This is a genomic window from Streptomyces sp. CA-111067 (assembly GCF_050956065.1).
Classification (GTDB): Bacteria; Actinomycetota; Actinomycetes; order Streptomycetales; family Streptomycetaceae; genus Actinacidiphila.
Genome location: NZ_CP192103.1, coordinates 845011 through 866609 on the forward strand (window position 1 = coordinate 845011; position 21599 = coordinate 866609).

The 21599-nt window shown below is 73.0% G+C and carries 11 protein-coding genes; 7 read left to right on the forward strand and 4 right to left on the reverse strand.

What is annotated here, in order from left to right; translation table 11 throughout:
* Positions 1-314 precede the first annotated feature (314 nt).
* Together ACQPW6_RS03705 and ACQPW6_RS03710 are read left to right on the forward strand one after the other, a co-directional pair.
* The gene (locus ACQPW6_RS03705) at positions 315-2411 is read left to right on the forward strand and encodes a discoidin domain-containing protein (protein ID WP_433894410.1); all 2097 of its coding nucleotides are present in this window, start codon (positions 315-317) and stop codon (positions 2409-2411) included.
* Between the two features lie 174 nt (positions 2412-2585).
* A complete protein-coding gene (locus ACQPW6_RS03710; protein WP_433888072.1) occupies positions 2586-5852 on the forward strand; it encodes a glycoside hydrolase family 3 C-terminal domain-containing protein in 3267 nt (1088 codons plus the stop codon).
* A gap of 160 nt (positions 5853-6012) precedes the next feature.
* On the opposite strand, the gene ACQPW6_RS03715 is transcribed toward ACQPW6_RS03710, so the two are convergent.
* Both ACQPW6_RS03715 and ACQPW6_RS03720 read right to left on the reverse strand, forming a co-directional pair.
* Positions 6013-7413: an NADP-dependent succinic semialdehyde dehydrogenase gene (locus ACQPW6_RS03715; RefSeq protein ID WP_433888073.1), complete on the reverse strand. Its 1401-nt coding sequence runs from the start codon at positions 7411-7413 to the stop codon at positions 6013-6015.
* Between the two features lie 183 nt (positions 7414-7596).
* Positions 7597-9657, reverse strand: a complete 2061-nt coding sequence (locus ACQPW6_RS03720; RefSeq protein ID WP_433888074.1) for a DUF7507 domain-containing protein — start codon at positions 9655-9657, stop codon at positions 7597-7599.
* 229 nt (positions 9658-9886) lie between these two features.
* On the opposite strand from ACQPW6_RS03720, the gene ACQPW6_RS03725 reads away from it, so the two are divergent.
* Entirely contained in the window at positions 9887-11476 is a 1590-nt protein-coding gene (locus ACQPW6_RS03725) for a hydrolase (RefSeq protein WP_433888075.1), read from the forward strand.
* Here ACQPW6_RS03725 and ACQPW6_RS03730 read toward each other — a convergent pair.
* Together ACQPW6_RS03730 and ACQPW6_RS03735 are read right to left on the reverse strand one after the other, a co-directional pair.
* Complete coding sequence (locus tag ACQPW6_RS03730; RefSeq protein WP_433888076.1) at positions 11463-13607, reverse strand: SpoIIE family protein phosphatase; 2145 nt, start codon at positions 13605-13607, stop codon at positions 11463-11465. The genes ACQPW6_RS03725 and ACQPW6_RS03730 overlap by 14 nt on opposite strands.
* A 189-nt stretch (positions 13608-13796) precedes the next feature.
* On the reverse strand, positions 13797-14000 hold the full coding sequence (locus ACQPW6_RS03735; protein ID WP_433888077.1) for a hypothetical protein: 204 nt from the start codon (positions 13998-14000) through the stop codon (positions 13797-13799).
* 877 nt (positions 14001-14877) lie between these two features.
* Here ACQPW6_RS03735 and ACQPW6_RS03740 point away from each other — a divergent pair.
* The 4 genes from ACQPW6_RS03740 (at position 14878) to ACQPW6_RS03755 (ending at position 21545) form a co-directional block, all read left to right on the forward strand.
* Positions 14878-15726 carry a peptidoglycan-binding protein gene (locus ACQPW6_RS03740; protein WP_433888078.1) on the forward strand — a complete coding sequence of 283 codons (849 nt, stop codon included), beginning with the start codon at positions 14878-14880 and terminating at the stop codon, positions 15724-15726.
* Positions 15727-16118: 392 nt separating this feature from the next.
* On the forward strand, positions 16119-18320 hold the full coding sequence (locus tag ACQPW6_RS03745) for a hypothetical protein (RefSeq protein WP_433888079.1): 2202 nt from the start codon (positions 16119-16121) through the stop codon (positions 18318-18320).
* Positions 18321-18450: 130 nt separating this feature from the next.
* Entirely contained in the window at positions 18451-20019 is a 1569-nt protein-coding gene (pelF, locus tag ACQPW6_RS03750) for a GT4 family glycosyltransferase PelF (RefSeq protein WP_433888080.1), read from the forward strand.
* A complete protein-coding gene (locus tag ACQPW6_RS03755; RefSeq protein WP_433888081.1) occupies positions 20016-21545 on the forward strand; it encodes a hypothetical protein in 1530 nt (509 codons plus the stop codon). The genes pelF and ACQPW6_RS03755 overlap by 4 nt, the downstream gene beginning before the upstream one ends.
* Positions 21546-21599 lie beyond the last annotated feature (54 nt).

The window sequence follows — 21599 nt, forward strand, 5'->3', positions numbered from 1 at the left end:
GACCGGCGCCGGCCGCTCGCGTCAAGCTCTTGGACACAGCGCCGAATCGCATAACTCGCCTATCAGGGCAAGGAGTTCAAAATTCCTTCAAAGGTCTGAGCCATGTTTCACGGGACGGTTTCCGTGCCATCGAATCCCGTTCAATTTCTTGACGTGTCAGCAACAGGACCGTAATCATCGCTGGCAACCAGAGAGCGCTCTCTCTTCCGGCGACCAGCACAGGAGACGCCGTGACCGGCACCCCCCACGCAACCCCCCACGCACCATCGAGACGATTCCCCCGCTCGCTCGTCCTCGCGTTCGTCGCGGCCGTCATCGCGACCTTCGCCCTCGTGGCCACCCAGTCCCCCGCCAAGGCCGCCGACACCCTGCTCTCGCAGGGCAAGGCCGTCACCGCCTCGTCCACCGAGAACGCCGGCACCCCGGCCTCCGCGGCGGTCGACGGCAACGACGGCACCCGGTGGTCCAGTGCCGCCGCCGACCCGCAGTGGCTCCAGGTGGACCTGGGCGCGACCCAGAACATCACCTCGGTTGCGCTGAACTGGGAGACGGCGTACGCCAAGGCGTTCAAGATCCAGACGTCGGCCAACGGCACGGCCTGGACGGACATCTACTCCACCACGACCGGTCCTGGCGGCAAGCAGACGCTTACCGTAAACGGTTCCGGGCGCTATGTCCGTATCTACACGACCCAGCGCGCGACCCAGTACGGCGTCTCGCTCTGGGAGTTCCAGGTCTTCGGCTCCACCGGCACCGGCAACGCGGCGTGCAGCACCACCAACGCGGCGCTGAACAAGACCGCCACGGCCTCGTCCACCGAGAACGGCGGCACGCCCGCCTCGGCCGCGGTGGACGGCAACAACGGCACCCGCTGGTCGAGCGCCGCGTCCGACCCGCAGTGGATCCAGATCGACCTGGGCAGCACGCAGAGCATCTGCGGGGTCCAGCTGAGCTGGGAGACCGCGTACGGCAAGGCGTACCAGATCCAGACCAGTGACAACGGCACGACCTGGAACACCGTCTACTCCACCACCACCGGCCCCGGCGCCACCGAGCTGATCACGCTCACCGGCTCCGGCCGCTACGTCCGGATGAACGGCACCCAGCGGGCCACCCAGTACGGCTACTCGCTCTGGGAGTTCCAGGTCTTCACCGGTGGCAGCGGCGGCAACGGCGGGACCACCACCGGCGGCGGCGACAACGGCGGCACCGGCACCACGCCGCCCGCCGACGGCGCCGTCCTGCTGTCGTACAACAAGCCCGCGACCGCCTCGACCTACCAGGACGCCAACAGCTGCACCGGCTGCACCGCGGCCAAGGCGTTCGACGAGGACCCGGCCACCCGCTGGGCCACCAGCGACAGCAACGGCTGGGTGGACCCGGGCTGGATCTCGGTCGACCTGGGCGCGACCGCGCACATCACCCAGGTCGTCCTCCAGTGGGACCCGGCCTACGCCACGGCCTACCAGATCCAGACCTCGCCCGACGGCAACAACTGGACGAGCATCTACTCCACCACCACCGGCAAGGGCTTCAAGGAGACCCTGAACGTGGACGGCAACGGCCGCTACGTGCGGATGTACGGCACCGCGCGCAGCAACGGCTACGGCTACTCGCTGTACACCTTCGACGTGTACGGCACCGGCGGCAACCCGACCCCGCCGCCGGCCCTGCCGCCGAACCCCGGCAACCCCGAACACCTGGTGTGGAGCGACGAGTTCAACGGCGCCGCGGGCACCAAGCCGGACACCTCCAAGTGGACCCAGGACACCGGCGGCGGCCAGAACGGCGAGCTGGAGTACTACACCAACGGTGACAACACCACCATGGACGGCAACGGCGACCTGGTCATCGAGGCAAGGAAGGAGAACGTCGAGGGCCACCAGTACACCTCGGGGCGGATCAACACCTCGGACCACTTCAACTTCACCTACGGGCACGTCGAGGCCCGGATCAAGGTGAGCGGCACGCAGGGCCTGTGGCCCGCGTTCTGGATGCTGGGCTCGAACTTCAAGACCGGCACGCCGTGGCCCGCCAGCGGTGAGATCGACATCATGGAGCACGTCGGCAAGGTCCCGGACTCGGTGTACTCCACCCTGCACGCCCCCGCCTACAACGGCGGCAACGGCTACGGCCAGCCGTACACGGTGGCCGGCAGCGACTTCGCAAGCGACTTCCACACCTACGCCGTGGACTGGGACTCCAGCCACATGACGTTCTCGGTGGACGGCAAGGCGTTCTTCACCGCGGACAAGGCGACCGTGGAGTCCACCCGCGGCCCGTGGGTGTACGACCACCCGTTCTACATCATCCTCAACAACGCGGTGGGCGGTGACTGGCCCGGTGCTCCGGACGCCACCTCCGTCTTCCCGCAGAAGATGCTCGTCGACTACGTACGCGTGTCGCAGTAGCGGCAGCAGCGGCCGACAGGCCCCCACCGGCCGCCCGGGTCCCGGATCACTCCGGGGCCCGGGCGGCCGCCCCCACCCCCACCACCTCTGACGCGGGCGGCCGGGACGCCGCCCGGAGAGGCGTCTTACATGCTGCAATCGCACGGGAACACTCCCCCCTTCCGCAGAAGGCGGATGGACTCCGCCCGCTCCCGGCTGGCCGCGCTGGTCGGCTTCGTCCTGGTCGCCGCGCTCGCGCTGGTGGTCACCCAGTCCCCGGCCAAGGCCGCCGACGCCCTGCTCTCGCAGGGCAAGCCGGCCACCGCCTCCTCCACCGAGAACGCCGGCACCCCGGCATCGGCCGCCTTCGACGGCGACCCCGGCACCCGCTGGTCGAGCGCCTTCAGCGACCCGCAGTGGGTGCAGGTCGACCTCGGGAGCAGCCAGACGGTGTCCAAGGTCGTGCTGACCTGGGAGCCGGCCTACGCCAAGTCCTTCAAGCTCCAGACGTCGGCCGACGGCAGCTCCTGGACCGACATCTACTCCACCACCGCGGGCACCGGCGGCACCCAGACGCTGAACGTCACCGGCACCGGCCGCTACGTGCGGATGTACGGCACCGCCCGCGCCACCCCGTACGGCTACTCGCTGTGGGAGTTCCAGGTCTACGGCGGCTCGTCGGGCGGCGGCACCACGCCGAGCGCCTGCGGCAACTCCGGTGCGGCGACCGGCCGTCCGGCCACCGCGTCGTCCACCCAGGACGACGGCACCTTCCCGGCCTCGGCGGCCTTCGACGGCAACACCGGCACCCGCTGGTCGTCCGCGGCGACCGACCCGCAGTGGATCCAGGTCGACCTGGGCTCCTCGCAGGACATCTGCGGGGTGACCCTCAACTGGGAGGCCGCGTACGGCAAGGCGTTCCAGATCCAGACCAGTGACAACGGCACCACCTGGGCGACCGGCTACTCCACCACGGCCGGCACCGGCGGTGTGGAGACGCACGACTTCACCGCGCACGCGCGCTACGTGCGGGTCTACGGCACGCAGCGGGCCACCCAGTGGGGCTACTCGCTGTGGGAGGTGCAGGTGCTCTCGCCCGGCGGCGGGACGACCGAGCCGCCCGGCGGCGGCACCGGCGGTGACGGCGGCAACGGCGTCTGCCCGTGGGTGGGTTCGACCGCGCCGGTCGCCGACCGGGTGGCGCAGGTGCTGTCGCACATGACGCAGGCGCAGAAGCTGACGATGCTGCACGGCAACGGCCAGGCGTCCCCGTACATCGGCGACACCGACGCGATCGCGTCGCTGTGCATCCCGGCGATGGGCTTCCACGACGGGCCCAGCGGAGTCGGCGACGGCTTCGGCGGGGTGACCCAGCTGCCGTCCGCGGTGTCGTCCGCGGCGACCTGGGACACCGGGCTGCAGAAGCAGTACGGCACGGTGGCCGGCAACGAGTTCGCCGGCAAGGGCGTGGACGTGGCGCTCGGCCCGACGATGAACATCGTCCGCGACCCGCGCTGGGGCCGGGCCTTCGAGACGTACAGCGAGGACCCGTACCTGAGCGCCCAGATGGCCACGGCCAGCATCCAGGGCATCCAGAGCCAGGGCGTGATGGCGCAGGCCAAGCACGTGGCGGTCTACAACCAGGAGACCAACCGCAACGGGCCGGCCGACAACGCGATCGTCGACCAGCGCACCCTGCACGAGATCTACCTGCCGGCCTTCCAGGCGGCGGTCAGCAAGGGCGCGTCGGCGTCGGTGATGTGCGCGTACTCCACCGTCAACGGCGTGTACGCGTGCCAGAACGCGGACCTGCTGAAGAAGGGCCTCTACCAGGAGGCGGGCTTCAACGGCTTCGTCACCAGCGACTGGGGCGGCGCGCACTCCACGGTGGACGCGGCCAACAACGGCATGACGGTGGAGATGCCCGGCGGCTACTTCTACGCCGACTTCCTGGCGCAGGCGGTCGCCAACGGCTCGGTCAGCCAGGCCACCCTGGACACGATGGTGACCCGGGTGCTCACCCAGATGTTCACCTTCGGCATCTTCGAGAAGCACAAGACAGGCAACCGCGACTCGGTGGTCACCAGCGCCGCGCACCAGACCACCGCGCGGCAGGTCGCCGAGCAGGGCTCGGTGCTGCTGAAGAACAGCGGCAACGTGCTGCCGCTGTCCGGTGCCGACGCGAGCTCGATCGCGGTGATCGGGCCTGACGGCGGCGCGGGCGTGCGCAGCGTCGGCGGCGGCAGCGCCACCTCGACCAGCTCGGGCACGATCGCGCCGATCGACGCGATCAAGAAGCGGGCCGGCACCGGGGCGTCGGTGACGTACAACGACGGCACGGACGTGAACGCGGCGGTCAACGCGGCGCGTTCGGCGAGCGTGGCGGTCGTCTGCGTCGGCTACGGCGAGAACGAGGGCACCGACCAGGCCAACATCGACCTGCCGGGCAGCCAGAACACGCTGGTGCAGCAGGTGGCCGCGGCCAACCCGAACACCATCGTGGTGCTCAACACCGGCTCCGCGGTGACCATGCCGTGGCTCGGCCAGGTCAAGGGCGTCGTCGAGGAGTGGTACGCGGGCCAGGAGGTCGGCAACTCGCTGGCGGCGCTGCTGTTCGGCGACGTCAACCCGTCGGGCAAGCTGCCGGTGACCTTCCCCGCCTCGCTCAACGACGTGCCCGCGCACACCACGGCCCAGTGGCCGGGGCAGGGCAACGTGCAGTACAGCGAGGGGCTGAAGGTCGGCTACCGGTGGTACGACGCGCAGAACATCGCGCCGCTGTTCCCGTTCGGGTTCGGCCTGTCGTACACCTCGTTCTCCTTCTCCGGGCTCCAGGTGAGCGGTCTCGACGGCAGCGGCAACGCCTCGGTCAGCGCGACCGTCACCAACACCGGCAGCCGGGCCGGCGCCGAGATCGCCCAGCTGTACGTGGGCGACCCGGCCTCGACCGGGGAACCCGCCAAGCAGCTCAAGGGGTTCCAGCGGGTGGACCTGCAGCCGGGCGCGAGTGCGAAGGTGACCTTCCCGGTGACCGCGCACGACCTGGCGTACTGGAACACCACCGGCAGCAACTGGACGACGGCCGCGGGCGGTTACCAGATCATGGTGGGCGACTCGTCACGCAACCTGCCGCTGACCGGAACGCTCAACGTGGCCACCGCGATGAGCGCGAAGACGGTGGGAGCCGCGGCCACCCAGGCCGCGAGCGTCACCGTGGCCAACCCGCAGGGCATGAGCAGCCCGGCGCGCACCGCGGTCACCCTGCCGGTGACCGCGCGCAGTTCGGCGGCCGGGGACGACCTGGTGTTCACCGCGACCGGCCTGCCCAAGGGCCTGTCCATCAGCCGGTCCGGGGTGATCTCCGGATCGCCGACGGCGTCCGGGAGCAGCACGGTGAGCGTCACGGCGTCCGACGGCCGCGGCGCGTCGGACACCGCCAACTTCGTCTGGACGGTCACCTGACGGGCCCGGCGCCGAGCGGCGCCCGCTAGCCGGCGCGCGGGCCGGGTGGTTCAGCACACCCCGTCCCGCGTGCCCTTCAGGAGTCTGCCTCCCCGCCGCTGATGACGGCTCAGCGCGGGGAGGCAGGCGCATTCCGGGGCCGGTCCGTGCCTGCCGGGGCTCAGGAGCCGCCGAACCACACGGTGGTCACGTTGCAGAACTCGCGGATGCCGTGCTCGGACAGCTCGCGCCCGTAGCCGGACCGCTTGACCCCGCCGAAGGGCAGCGCCGGGTGCGAGGCGGTCATCCCGTTGAAGAACACCCCGCCCGCCTCCAGGTCGCGCACGAAGCGCGCCTGCTCCTGCTCGTCGCGGGTCCACACGTTGGAACTCAGCCCGAACGGCGAGTCGTTGGCGACCGCCACGGCCGAGTCCAGGTCGGGCACCCGGTAGAGGGTGGCGACCGGACCGAACGCCTCCTCGCGGTGGATCCGCATCTCCGGTGTGACTCCGGCCAGTACGGTCGGCTGGTAGAACCAGCCGGCCGGCAGCGCCTCGGGGCGGCGGCCGCCGCACAGCGCCTCGGCGCCCTGGGACACCGCGTCCTGGACCAGTTCCTCCAGGTCGGCGCGGCCCTGCTCGGTGGCGATCGGGCCGACGTCGGTGCTCTCGTCCAGCGGGTCGCCGACCCGCAGCGCGCCCATCGCGCGGCTGAAGCGCCCGGCGAAGTCCTCGTAGACGTCCTCGTGCACGATGAAGCGCTTGGCGGCGATGCAGGACTGGCCGTTGTTCTGCACCCGGGCGGTCACCGCGGTCGACACCGCCCGGTCGAGTTCGGCCGCGGCCGACGGCATCACGATGTACGGGTCGCTGCCGCCGAGTTCGAGCACCGTCTTCTTGACCTCGTCGCCGGCCACCGCGGCCACCGAACGCCCGGCGCCCTCGCTGCCGGTCAGGGTGGCGGCGGCGATCCGCGGGTCGCGCAGCAGGTCCTCGACGGCGCCGGAGCCGACCAGCAGGGTCTGGAAGCAGCCCTCGGGGAAGCCCGCGCGGTGGAAGAGGTCACCGAGGTAGAGCGCGGTCTGCGGCACGTTGGAGGCGTGCTTGAGCAGCCCGGTGTTGCCGGCCATCAGGGCCGGCGCGGCGAACCTGACGACCTGCCAGAGCGGGAAGTTCCACGGCATCACGGCCAGCACCACGCCCAGCGGGCGGTAGCGCACGTAGGCGGCCTCGGCGCCGCTGTCCTTCACGTCGGCCGGGTCGGGGTGCTCGTCGGCGAGCAGTCCCTCGGCACGGCCGGCGTACCAGCGCATCGCCTTGGCGCACTTGGCGGCCTCGGCGCGGGCCGCGGTGAGGGTCTTGCCCATCTCGGTGGTCATCACCCGGGCGATCTCGTCCCGCTCCTTGTCGAGCAGGTCGGCGGCGGCGCCGAGCAGCGCGGCCCGGGAGGCGAAGTCGGTGCCGCGGTAGGCGCGGAAGGCGCTCTCCGCGCGGGCGACGCGCTCCTCGATCTCCGCCGGGCCGAGCGGGTCGAACGTCCGCAGGGTCTCGCCGGTCGCGGGGTTCACGGTGGCGATGGGCATGGGGGTCTCCTTCCGGTGCCGGTCCCGCCTCCATCCCGGGGCGGGTACCCGGACCGCGGCCGGCCATGCGGTCCCGCGGTCCATCGTGCCCCGGCCGGCCCGGCTCCGCGACAGGGCGGAGCCGGGCCGGCCGGGGGTGCCGCCGCGGCTCGGCGCGGCGGCGGGTTCAGCGTCTCCGCGCGGTCAGTGCCGTCCGCGCCGGGCGGCGGTCCACAACAGGACGCCGCCTGCCACGCACAGGCAGGCCAGTCCGGTGGCGGCGAAGACCCACGGGCTGGTGCCGGTGTCGGCGAGACCGCCCTGGTGGCCGTGCCCGGGGGTGGTCGTCACCGGCGGTGTGGTGCCGGTGCCGCCGCTGGGCGGGGTGACGGTCGGGGTCGTCGTGGAGGTGGGGGTGGGGGTCGGGGTGCCGGTCTCCGTGGGGGTGGGGGTCGGCGTGGGGGTCGGCATGTTCACGGTCACCACGGTGGTGCACGGCAGCGAGCCGTCCTTACTGGTGGTGCACTTGGTGCCGGGGATGGAGCTGGTGGCGGTGTTCATCAGGGTGCCGTCGGCGTAGTCCGGGTCGGTCACGGTGACGGAGTAGGTGATCGTGACCGTCTGGCCGGGATCGAGGTCGCCCTGCCACTCCAGGGTGCTGCCGCTCACCGTCGCGGTGCCGGTGGTCGCGTGCACATCGCCGTTGTAGCCGGCGTCGTCCACCACCCCGGCCAGGTCGTCGGTCAGGTCTGCCGGGGCGATCGGGTCGGTGCCGGTGTTCTTCGCGGTCAGCGTGTACGAGACCTTGTCACCCGGCTGGACGGTGGACGGCGTGGCCGTCTTGCCGATCTTCAGATGCGGCGGGTTCGCCTCCACCGGGACGGACGCGGTGGACTCGTTGGAGTCGATCGCTCCCGTCGTGCCGGTCCCGTGCGCGGTGGCGGTGTTGGTGAACGTGCCGGTGTAGGTGTCGGCCACGGTCAGCACGTGGGTGCCGGTGCACTCCATGGAGGCGGTCGGGGTGCCCATCGGGCCCAGTGTCGTCCGCGGGCACTGGATGTCCTGGATCTCCGGGTCGGTGACGGTGACGCCGGTGAGCTCGGTGTTGCCGGTGTTCGTCACCAGGAACCGGTAGGGCACGGTGTCGCCGGGGTGCAGGGTGCCCGGTGCCACCCCGCCCGGGTAGTCCAGCGTCTTGACCAGGTTGAGCTGGTTGAGCGAGTTCACCGAGGCGGCGTGCAGGCCGCGGATCAGGTGGGTGTCGATCAGGCCGCCGGTGGAGCCGGAGAAGCCGAACTTGTACGTCGGCGGCGCAGGCTCGGTCATCTGGTGGGACAGCACGGTCTGGTAGCCCTTGCCGTCCGCGAAGTCGATCTCCACGGTGACCAGCGGTTTCGCGTCCGGGCTCACCGTCACCCTGACGGTGCGCTCGGCGTTGTCCGGGGTGGTGCCGGAGTCGCGCAGGCTGCCGGGCAGCGTGCTGGTGAAGCCCACGTCGGAGCTGTCGGGCGTGATGGTGGAGTCGAGGAAGCAGTAGCCGGTGAGGTCGTTGCCGGGGCCGCGCAGGGTGACGGTGTCGGTGACCGGCAGTCCGCTGGTGACGGGCGACCGCTGCCCTGCGGCGCAGCCGTTGCCGCGCTGCTCCTCGTCGTTGGCGAAGTTGCCGTAGGCGTCCAGGCCGACGCCCAGGTAGCCGCCGGCCACCCCGGGGACCAGGTTGCGCTGCGCGTAGCCGAGCGAGCCGCCGTCGGCGCCCGTCCCGGTGAGGTCGTAGGAGCCGTCCACCAGGAAGAAGCCGATGCCGTCGGCGCCGTTGCCGCCGTACTGGTACTGCTTGAACTCCACCTGGAGGCCGCCGTTGCCGGGCAGTTGCCGGTTGTAGACGATGCCGCCGACCCGGTAGTTGGCGCCGTCGGTGAGCTGCAGCCATCCGGGTGTCTCACCGGGTGTCGGCACATGCGGAGTGGTCTGGTCCGGGCCGGTGCACGGCCCGGTGGTGGAGGCGCCGGCCGGCGGCGGCCCGTCCGCGCCGGTCAGGCACACCGAGTCGAGCGGCATGAAGCCCGGGTCGGCGATCGAGGTGCCGGTGAACGTCTCGTCGAGCAGCACCGAGCCGTTGGGAGCGGGCGCGGCCTGGGCGGCGGAGCCGGCGCCCGGGAGGAGCAGCGCCGCGCCGGCCACCAGCAGGGCGGCGCCCATCAGCGCCGCTCCGGCCACCGGGCGCGGTCGCGCCCGCCGGATGGAATTCTGATGATTTGTCAGCATTATCCGAACGTACGAGGCTACCGCCCCGATGTCGTGCAGGCCCGTCGGAACCGCCGCCAGCACCCTCCGAACAGACCAGGGCGCGGCCGCCGGGGGCACGGACCGTCCCGCAGCGTTCACGCGTCGGTAACTCCGGGCACTTCAGTCACAGGCTCTACGCGCGCAGAATGGCTTCCGCACCCCCTCTGACCGCCCCCCACTTGGAGGTTGACGGATGCCTGGTCCCCGTATGGCCCAATCCCGCCAGGACGCCGCCCGCAGGCCGGCCCGCCGGCGCCGCACCCTGCTCGGCGCGGCCGGCGCGCTGGGCGCGCTCGCGCTCGGCGCCGCCGCGCTCACCTCGGGCAGCGCGCACGCGGCGCCGCCCAGCGGCAGCCCGGACGCCGCTCCGGCGGCCGCTCCGGCCGCGACCACCCACCGCGTGCTGTTCGACAACACCAAGGCCGAGACGGCCGGCAACGCCGACTGGATCATCAGCACCAGCCAGCCCGACCCGCTCGGCCAGGACTCCTCACCGAACGCGGAGACCGACTGGACCGGCGCCCTGTCGTCCTGGGGCGTGGCGCTGCAGAAGGCCGGCGGCTACCAGCTGGCCACCCTGCCCTCCGGCCGGACCATCACCTACGGCGACTCCTCCAACGCCCAGGACCTGGGCAACTTCGACACCTTCGTGCTGGACGAGCCCAATGTGCGGCTGAGCAGCGCGGAGAAGACCGCGGTGATGAAGTTCGTGCAGAACGGCGGCGGGCTGTTCCTGATCTCCGACCACGACAACAGCGACCGCAACAACGACGGCTACGACTCGCCGGCCGTCATCAACGACCTGCTGACCAGCAACGGGGTGGACAACACCGACCCGTTCGGCTTCTCGGTCGACCTGCTCGACATCAGCACCGACAACCCGCGGGCGATCAGCAGCAGCTCCGACCCGGTGCTGCACGGCCCGTTCGGCACCGTGACCGGCAGCATCCTGCGGGACGGCACCACCTTCACCCTCAAGCCGAACGACAACCCGGCGGTCAAGGGCCTGCTCTACAAGGCCGGCGCGTCGGGCAACAGCGGGGCGTTCTTCGTCACCAGCACCTTCGGCAGCGGCCGGGTGGCGATCTGGGGCGACAGCTCGCCGGTGGACGACGGCACCGGGCAGTCCGGCAACACCCTCTACGACGGCTGGAACGACCCGGCCGGCACCGACGCCGCACTGGCCCTGAACGCCACCGCGTGGCTGGCCGGCTCCGGCGGCGGTGGCGGCACCACGAACGGCGGCACCAGCACCGGGACGAGCACCGGCACCAGCACGGGCACGACCAGCGGTACCACCAGCGGCAGCACCGGTGGCGGTGGCGGCTCCTGCACCTCCGGCCAGCTGCTCGCCAACCCCGGCTTCGAGTCCGGCAGTTCGTCCTGGTCGGCGTCCAGCGGGGTGATCAGCAACGCCACCAAGGAGGCGGCGCACAGCGGCTCGTACAAGGCGTGGCTCGACGGCTACGGCAAGGCGACCACCAACACGCTGTCCCAGTCGGTCGCCATTCCGTCCGGCTGCGCGGCCAAGCTGAGCTTCTGGCTGCACGTGGACACCGCGGAGACCGGTTCCACGGCGTACGACACGCTCAAGGCGCAGGTGGTGAACGCGTCCGGCACGGTGCTGAGCACCCTGGCCACGTACAGCAACGTGAACGCGGCCTCCGGCTACACCCAGCGCACCTTCGACCTCGGCGCCTACGCCGGGCAGACGGTCACGGTGAAGTTCACCGGCACCGAGGGCTCCAAGCTGCAGACGTCGTTCGTCATCGACGACACGGCGCTCAATGTGAGCTGAGGACGGGAGCCGCGCCGCGGCGGTCCGGCGGGCCGAACTCGCACCACACCGCCTTGCCGTCGCCGCGCGGCTCCACTCCCCAGCGGGCCGCCAGCGCGTCGATCATCAGCAGCCCGCGGCCGGAGGTGGCCGCCTCGCCCGGGGTCCTGCGGTGCGGCCAGACGCTGGAGCGGTCCTGCACCGAGAGCCGGACCCGGCGGACCGGCTCGGGCAGCACCTCCAGGGTGAGCACCGCGCCGCCCTCGGTGTGCAGCAGTACGTTGACCAGCAGCTCGCCGGCGGCCATCTCCACGTCGTCGGCGAGCTCGGGCAGCTGCCAGTCGCTCAGCGCCTGGCGCAGCGCGGACCGGGCCTCGGCCAGCCCCTCGGGGTCGGCCTGGTGCACGTAGGAGTGCATCCGCGGGGCCCGTACGGTGCCGGGGTCGGGGTTGCGGCGCAGGATCAGCAGCGCCACGTCGTCCTGCGAGCCCCAGCGCTGCCAGAGGTTGTCGGCGAGGTGGTCGGCCAGCTCCTCGACATACTGCGGGCCGTCGTGCACGGCCTCGGCGAGCGAGTCCATGCCGATGGTGATGTCCAGGCCGCGCTCCTCGACCAGGCCGTCGGTGCAGAACACCAGCGTCTCGCCGGGCACCAGGTCGAGCCGGGTCTCGGGGAACTCGTGCCGGTCCAGGCTGGTGGCGATGCCCAGCGGCAGGCCGCCGCGCACGTTGGGCCAGCCGGTGCGGCCGTCGGTGTGCCGCACCAGCGGTCCCAGGTGGCCGGCCCTGGCCGCCAGCACCGCGCCGGTGGCCAGGTCGAGCTGGGCGTACGAGCAGGTCGCGAAGCGCTCGGTGTCGAGCTCGGCCAGGAACCGGGAGGCGCGGGCCAGCACGGTGGACGGCGGATGGCCCTCGGCCGCGTACGCCCGCAGGGCTATCCGCAGCTGGCCCATCACGGCGGCGGCGTGCGTGTCGTGCCCCTGGACGTCGCCGACGACCAGGCCGACCCGGTTCTGCGGCAGCCCGACCACGTCGTACCAGTCGCCGCCGACCTCCCGGCCGCTCCAGGCGGCGTGGTAGCGGACGGCGATCTCGGCGCCGTCGAAGCGCGGGATGTGCCGGGGCAGCATCGAGGACTGCAGGCCGGTGGCGAACTCGCGCTCCTGGTCGAAGAGGATCGCGCGCTGCAGCGACTGGGCCACGATGGCGGCCAGCGCCGCGTCCAGCTCGCGCTCCTCGGGGCCGAAGTTCCTGGTGCCCCGGTAGAACAGCGCGAGGCCGCCGATGGAGCGGGCCTGGGCGACCAGCGGCAGGAAGGCGGCGGCGTCGAGCGGCAGCGGCTCGATGAAGCGGCGCAGCACCGGGAAGGTGTCGGCCAGCTCGGCGAAGGAGTCCACGAACCGCGGCTGCTGGGTGACCACCGCCTCGGCCAGCGGCAGCGACTCGTCCAGCCGCCGCACCCGCAGCTCGGCGAAGCCCACCATGGGCTCGCCGCTGACCGCGGCGATCCGCAGGTTGCCGCCCTCGACCAGGCCGAGGGTCAGCCCGTCGGCGCCGAACCGCTCCAGGCCGCCGGCGCCGGTGAGCACGGCGGTGACGTCCGCGACGGTCACCGCGCGGGACAGCGCCTCGGTGGTGCGGCGGACGATCGGCGCCAGCGTGAGCTGGGCGCCGGTTCTGAGGTCGTTGCGCACGCCGGGGGTCTGGGCCAGCTCGTCGGTGGCGTCCCTGACGATGCCGACGATCCGGTACGCCTTGCCCAGCTCGTCGCGGACGATCGTGCCCTGGGTGTGGGTCCACTGCCGGGTTCCGTCACGCCGGGTGACCTGGAAGTACCCGCCGTAGCTGCGGCGGCCGCTCTGCAGCGCCCGCCGGAGGGCGTAGTCCACCCGCTCGCCCTCCTCGGGCGACACCCGCAGGATCAGCGAGCCGGGGCGGCCGTCGAACTCGCCGGGGCGCAGGTCGAAGACCTTCAGGCCGGGCGGGTCGAGGTGCATGATGCCCTGGTCCAGGTCCCAGTCGAAGCTGCCCATGCCGTTCATCGCCAGCCGGTCGCCCAGCGCGATCTCGGCCTCGGGATCCCGGCGCGAGGCGAGCGGCGGGCCGACGCGGGGGTCGTAGCGGCTGGAGTTCGACCGGTTGCGTGTGGTCATGCGCCTACTCCGGGGGGTGGGACCGGCGGTCATCGGGACACTTCCGCGGGGTGGGCCACCTGGATGGCTTCAGCATGAATTATCGGCATTACCGCCATTATGCTCCGATTATCCGAACAGTCCGACCCGCAGCGGCCGGGGATCGAAAAGCCCAGGTCGGAGGCCGGGTCCGCCCTCGCCCGCTCGGCGTCAGCGGCCGTCGGCGCCCAGGGTGGGCGTACGGACCGCGAAGACCACCAGGCCGGGAGGCGCGGGGTGCGGCTGCGGCGGATCGACGGCCGGGAAGCGCTCCACCAGGGCGTCGAAGACCCGGTACGCGCTCGTCTCGTCCCGCGCGGTGATCAGTACGTGCACCAGGCCCGGTTCCTGCGGGCACTCCCAGTCTGCTGGCACCGCCGGCTCCTTTCGCCGCGCCGATCGGGGCGCGGAGGTCGAGGTGGGGGTGCACGAGCGGGCCGTGCCGTCGTGCACGTGCGGTGGGTCGGTTGACCGCTGGGACTCGTGCGGGGTGGGCGCAGTTGCGGATGCCGGCGGGGTTCACTCCCACGGGAGCGCGCGCGGGGGCGTGTGGAGGTGGCGCGGAGTCGTTCCCGCGCGCTGCTCCGCGCTCCCCCGGGCGGCGGCCGGGCCCCATGGCGGGCATGGGTGGGGCGGGAGCGGGTACGTGTTGGGGTCCAGCGGCGGGGAGCAGGTCGGTCTCCGCCCTAACGGCATCGGAGACCCGCGATGACCAACCCGTTCCCCGTTCCTCCTCCCACGCCCGGCGAGCCGGCGCCGGGGCCCGACCCCGTACCGGCGCCCGACCCGCAGCCGATTCCTGAGCCGCAGCCCATCCCGGTGCCCGGGCCGATGCCCGACCCGCAGCCGACGCCTCCGGGGCCCGACCCGATCCCGCCGACGCCGGGACCTGAGCCGACTCCGCCCTCCCCCACGCCCGACCCGGTACCGCCGGCCCCCCCGCTGTACTGAAACCGGGGCCGGAGCGGAACCGGGCCGGACGGATACCGGGGCCGGAGCGGAACCGGGGCCGGGCGCACAGCAGAAACGATATTCTCCCGGTTCCGGCCGCTCCGCGGGCGGCATCCGCGGATCGCGCCCGCGGCCGCCGCGGCCGCTGGTACCACGGAGCCGAGGTCCGACACACCGTCAGGCGGCCGGCGTCCGCAAGGCCCTCTTGGCGGGGGCCACCTTGGTACCGCACTCTTGTGTGCGCCGGGATTCGGCGGGTGCGGGCGGTACGGCAGGGTCGTGAGTGAAACCGGTGGTGGAGATGGGTGACGGCGCAGCGGCGGGCCGGACGGCCGACGACGGCCGGGAGGAGGCGCCCTCGCCGGGCGGCACGGCCACGGTGGCGGCGCGGCAGGCGCCCGGCGGTGAGCCGCCGGATGTCATCGAGGTGGTCTTCCCCGCGGCTGGCCCGCCCGGCTCGCGCCCCGCTGTCGCCGACGCCCGGGTGCTGAGCGGCCGGGCGGACAGCGGACGCCGGCGGATGGGCGAACAGCCCTTGCTGCTCGGCGCGTTGGCCATCGCCACGGTGGGCCTCGCGACCGCGCTCGCCTGGCAGCTCTGGCCGCAGTCGCCGAGCGCCGAGCCGGTCGGGCGGCCCGGCCCCGTGGTGGTGGTGACGTCCGGCGGCGGCCCGACCGGTTCCGGCGCTCCGCCCTCCGCCAAGGCGGCCCCGGCCGCGTCGAACGGCCCGACGGCGCCGCCGCGGTCGCACCCGGAGCGCGGCACCGTGCCGAGCGCGCCGGCCGGCCAGGGCGGCACGACGACGGCGCCAGGCCGCGGCCCGCTGGTCCCGGTCGGCGGCAGCCCGTCGGCCTCCGCCACGGCCGACGTCTCGCCCACCGCGACCCGCACCACCGGCTCCCCCGTCGAGACGACCACGCCGGCCGTCCCGCCCGCGCCGCGCACGCTGTCCGCTGGCGACACCGGACCGGATGTGACGCAGCTCCAAGTGCTGCTGTTCTCACAGGGGTTCACCTACGTGTCGCAGACCGGGGTGTACGACGAGCCGACCGTCCGCGGGGTGACCCAGGCCCAGCAGGACCGCGGGCTGACCTGTGACCCGCCGGGGGTTTACGGCCCGTGCACGCGTGCCGCGCTGTCCCCCTCCTGACGATGTCCCAGGCCCGCGGCGGTGCGTGAATCCAGCACCTTTCCCGGGCCGTTCGAATGGCCGATGCATTCTGTCGTTCCGCGATCGGATCCCGCCGGATCAGCGCCATTTCCCGGGCCCGTCGCAAGAATCGTAAATATGCTCGGTGGTTCATTATTCCGGTTAGTGCGCGCCCATCCGCCGCGCACATGACAGTGGACAAAACCGCAGGTGGCAGCGCCATCCCGGCCTGCCGGAAAAGTCCTCCGCACCACACGTCCCAAGCACCTCCGCAGAACCGCCACAGGACCTCCCGGAGTACCCCACCATGGTCCACGGAAATACGGCCCGGGGACGGGCCGTCGTCTTGGGGGGCGCCGTTCGCACACGGCTGCTCCGGGGGAGGAAACTCAATGCGCAGGGCTTTGCGCTCAGCCGCCGTCGGCACCGCCGCGGCACTGGTGGCACTGGCGGTGTCGCCCACGGTGGCACGCGCCGCCACGGCACCGCGGGTCGATCTGCGGGTGCTGGTGGTGGACGACGGCGGACCGGCCACCGAGGCGATCACCTCGGAACTCGACGGCGCCGGCACCCCGTACACCACGGTCGACCTGTCGCAGCCGGGACGGCCGACGATCAACGCCGCCTTTCTCAGCGACACCGTCTCCGGCCGGCCCCGGGCGAAGTACCAGGCCGTGGTGCTGCCCAACGACAACCCGTTCGGCACCGGCTCCGCCGAGATGACCGCACTGGCCGGCTACGAGCAGACCTTCGGCATCCGGCAGGTGGACGCGTACACCTACGCCCGGCCCGACATCGGCCTCAACTACGCCCAGGATCCCGGGTACATCGGCAGCCTGGACGGCATCGACGGCCAGACCACCGCGCAGGGCGCGGCCGGCCCCTTCGGCTACCTGAGGGGCGCGGTGCCCTTCGAGGACAACTCCCCCACGGTGTCGGAGAGTTACGGCTACCTGGCCACCCCGCTGAGCACCCAGCCGGCCGGCGCGGTCTTCACCCCGCTGGTGGACGCGCCGATCCCCGGCACCGCCGACCGCGGTGTGCTGGTGGGGAGTTACGCGCACGACGGCCGCAGCGAGCTGGTGCTGACCTTCGTCTACAACCAGTACCAGGAGCAGTTCCGGCTGCTGGCCAGGGGCATCGTGGAGTGGATGACCCAGGGCATCCACCTCGGCGCCGACCGGAACTACTTCGAGGTGCAGGTCGACGACGTCTTCCTGGCCGACGACCGGTGGAACAGCACGCTCAACTGCACGCCCGGCGACGTGGACTGCCCGGTGGGCACCGGTGACGACCCGGACCCGATCAGGATGACGGCCGCCGACGCCGCCTACGCCAAGCAGTGGTCGCAGGCGCACGGCTTCACCTTCGACTTCGTCTTCAACGGCGGCGGCAGCGAGGACTGGAAGGCCGACCAGGGCACCACCGACGACCCGCTGGCCGACCGGCTGACCGCCGACAAGGCGAGCTACCGCTGGGTGAACCACACCTATCTGCACCCCTTCCTCGGCTGCGTCCAGGACGTCAGCGTGGTGCCGTGGCGCTGCGAGACCAACGCCGACGGCAGCACCAAGTGGGTGAGCAAGGCAGACATCGTGGCGGCCGTGAAGGACAACCGCACCTGGGCCGCGCAGCACGGACTGCCGCTGAACAACGCCGAGTTGGTGACCGGCGAGCACTCGGGGCTGAAGGTGCTGCCGCAGCAGCCGGTGGACAACCCCAACCTGGCGCCGGCGCTGTCCCAGCTGGGGGTGTCCTACCTGGCGAGCGACAACTCCCGTGACCCGCAGCAGCGCAAGGTCGGTCCCGCGGTCACGGTGCCGCGCTTCCCGATGAACGTCTTCTACAACGCCGGCACCGGGGCCGAGGAGACCGACGAGTACAACTTCATCTACACCAGCGCCGCCCAGGGCGGCAGCGGCCTGTGCGAGGGCTCGGCCACGTCCACCTGCCTGCCCGCGCCGCTGGACCCGGCCACCGGCTACACCTCGTACATCGCGCCGCTGGAGGCGCGGATCGACCTCGGCCACGTCCTGGCGAACAACCCGCGGCCGCACTTCATGCACCAGTCGAACCTGGCCGAGGGCCGGATCGCCTACCCGGTGATCGAGCAGGTGCTGAGCGGCTACTCGGCGCTGTTCGCCGCCGACACCCCCATGGTGAACCTGCGGACCTCCGACATCGCCACCGAGCTCCAGCGGCGGGCCGCCTGGGACACCGCGGTGAAGTCCGGCAAGGTGACCGGCTACCGGATCGGGTCGGCCGTCACGGTCACCGCGCCGAGCGGCACGCAGGTCAGCGCCACCATGCCGGCCGGCACCCGGCAGGCCCAACTCCTGGGCAGTACCGCCTTCGGCAGCTCCTACGCGGGCGCCCTGTCCGGCTGGACGGTGCCGGGCGTGCTGCAGAGCGCGGTGTCGCTGACGCTCCCGTCCAGGTCGACTCCCGCGCTGCTGCGGGTCAGCGTGTCGCTCGGCCCGATCCGGCTGAACGCGCACATCGGCGCCCTGCCGGTGCCCGGCGGCGTCACGCACGCGGTGCCCGCTGGGCCCGGCGCGACCAAGCACGCGGGGCCCGGCGCGGCCACGCACTGAACCACCCCGCGGGCGGGGCGAACCGGCCCCGCCCGCCGCACGACCGGGACGTCAGCGGCGTCCCGGTCGTGCGACACGTCCAGGTGCGGTCGAGCACCGGTGCGCACACGTCCAGGGGGGACACCACTTCATGCACGCAGTCTTCGGCGGTCCGCCGCCCCGCGCCGCGCGGGTGACGCTGCTGACCGAGGGAACGTATCCGCACAGCGCCGGCGGGGTGAGCGTCTGGTGCGACCAGCTGGTGCGCGGCATGCCCGACGTGGACTTCGGGATCCTCGCGGTGACCGGCACCGGCCGCGAGCCGGTGGTCTGGGACCTGCCGGGCAACGTCCGCAGCCTCGACGTCCTGCCGATGTGGGGCGCGGCACCGGCAGGCAAGGGGCCGCGCGGGGCCGGCCGGCGGGCGTTCCTGGCGGTGTGGGAGAGCTTCCTGACGGCGCTGCTCACCGAGGAGGACGACCAACACCCGGACGCCGACGAGCTGTTCAGCACCGGGCTGTACGCGCTCGCCGACCGGGCCGCAGCGGGCACCCTGTCGGCCGGCCTGCGCTCGGAGGCGGCGCTGCGGGTGCTGATCAGGCTGTGGCGGCGGCCGGGAACGACGGTGGCAGCCGCCCGGCCCACCCAGCATGACGCGCTGACGGCCGTCGACCTGCTGGAGCACGCGCTGCGCCCGCTGGCCGCACTGCCGCCCTGCGGGGTCGCGCACGCGGTCAGCGGCGGGCTGGCCACGCTGCCGGGGCTGGTCGCGCAGGCCAGATACGGCACCCCGCTGCTGCTCACCGAGCACGGCGTCTACCAGCGCGAACGCTATCTCGGCTACCGCACGGGCCCCTACCGCTGGCCGGTCAAGGCGCTGCTACTGCGGTTCTTCCGGCTGCTGTCCCGCGAGACGTACCGGTCCGCCGCGCTGATCACCCCGGGCAACCGGTACAACCGGCGCTGGGAGGAGCACGGCGGCGCGGCACCGGACCGGATCCGCACCGTCTACAACGGGGTCGACCCGTGGGCCTTCCCGATGGCCGGCCCTGAACCTGAGGTGCCGACGCTGGCCTGGGCGGGCCGGATCGACCCGATCAAGGACCTGGAGACGCTGATCCGCGCCTTCGCGCTGGTCCGCGCCGAGCTGCCGGCCGCCCGGCTGCGGATCTTCGGCGGCACACCGCGCGGCGGCGAGGCGTACCGGGACCGCTGCAAGGCGCTGGCCGAGGAGCTGGGCGCGGGCGAGGCGGTCACCTTCGAGGGCCGGGTAGACGACATCCGCACGGCGTACGCGGCCGGGCAGGTGGTGATGCTGTCCAGCATCAGCGAGGGGTTCCCCTTCACCCTGATCGAGGCCATGTCCTGCGGGCGCTGCACGGTCTCCACCGACGTGGGCGGGGTGCGGGAGGCGGTCGGCGACACCGGGCTGGTGGTGCCGCCGCGCGATCCGGCGGCGATGGCCGGGGCGGCGCTGAGCCTGCTGCGCGACCCGGAGCGGCGGGCGTCGCTGGGCTGGGACGCGCGGCTGCGGGTGATCGACCAGTTCACGCTGCGCCGGACGATCGACGCCTTCCGCGACATCTACACCGGCCTCACCCCGCCCGAGACCGGCCGGTCCCTGGCCGGAGTCACCTGGACGTCCCGGCTCTGGCGCGACCCCGGCGATCCCGCGGCCCATTCGCCGTCCGAGCCGATCGCGGCGGGAGAGGGCCGGTGAGCGGGCCGCTGTCCCTGGTGGGGACGACGCCGGGCCGGCCCGGCCCGGGCGGCACGATCGCCGCGCCCGGCAGGCGGCGCCGGGTGCCGTCCTGGGCGCGGCCGGATCCGATGGCCGAACTGGCCGAGCGGCTCGGCGAGTCCTGCGCGTCAGCGGTCCATCCGGACGAGGTGGCCGCGCTGCTGGAGTCCGAGGGGCTGACCGACGAGCAGATCACCGGCGAGTACCGGCACCGCGACCTGTTCTCGCTGGCTGCGGAGCTGTTCGCCTACGTGCCGCGGGCCTTCCCGGAGCCCGAACCGGTGCCCGACCCGTGGGCGGCCGACGTGTGGCGCTGCGTGCTGCGCGGCCTCACCTTCGCGCTGCCCGGGGTGGCCTACCTGCTCGGCGGCCGGTGGGCGGCGGGCCCTGACGGGCCGTTCGGGGTGTCCCGGGCGGTCGCCGCGTGGGGCGCGGCGGCGCTGTGCGGCTGGGGCTGGAACCAGGCGCTCGCGCACCGCGCGCATCTGCTCCTGCTGGTCGGGCGGCCGCGGGCCGCGGCCCGGTTCCTGCTGACCGGGGCGGTGTCCGGCGCGCTGCTCTCCACCCTCGCGGCGGCCTGCGTCCTGGGCGCGGCGCGGCCCGCCGCGCTGGCCTTCGCGGCCGGCCAGTCGCTGTACATCGCCGCGGCCACGGCGCTGCTGGTACTCGGCCGGGAACGGGCGCTGCTGCACGTCCTGGTCCCGCTCACCGTGGCGGCCTGCTGCGGCGCCACGAAGCTGCCCTCAGCGGTGGTGGCGGCGGTGCTGGCCGCGACCGTCCTCGCCACCGCCGGGACGGCGCTCTCCGCCCTGCTGGCCGCCGGCTCGCCGCCTGCCGCGGACAAGGGCAAGGGCAAGGACGGGGCCGCCAACCGGCGTGCGGCGCGGGCGCGTTCGGTGCCGGCGGGACTGCGGGAGCTGTGGCGGCCCGAGGAGGAGGTCGCCGCCGACGCCGCCGTTCCGGCCCATGTCTCGCTGCCGCACGGGCTCGCCGGCCTGGCCGGCGGAGCGCTGGTGATCGCGGCGGCGCTGAGCGGGGAGTTCGTCGCCGCGCTGACGGTGAGCATGGGCATCGCCGAGTGGCTGCTGTTCAGGATCCGCAGCCGGTGCCTGGTGGCGCTGCGCGCGACCGGGGTCGGCGAGCGGCTGGTCGTGCGGTCCTGGCGGGTGCTCGCCGGGTGCCTCGGCTGGTACGCGGCCACCCTGGTCGCGCTGGCGGCCGTCGAGGCGGTGGCGCTGCCCGGCGCGGCCGACTGGAGCGCGGGTCATGTGGCCGTACTGCTGGCGCTCGGCGGCACGCTGTGGCTGCAACTGCTGCTCCAGTCCTGCGGTCGGCCCTGGACCGGCGCCGGCGTGCTCGGCGCCGCCGCGGCCACCGCCGTCGTACTCCTCGCGGTGCACGCCGCCGCGCCAGGCAGGGTGCTCGGCCTGGTCTGCGCGGGCGCCTGCGTCCTGCTGCTGGCCGCCGCCCGAGCGATCACCGGCCGGGTGACCACCCACCGCTGAGGCCGCCGCTCCCCGCCACTCCCCCGCCGCCGGTCCGGCACCGGCGAACCGGTC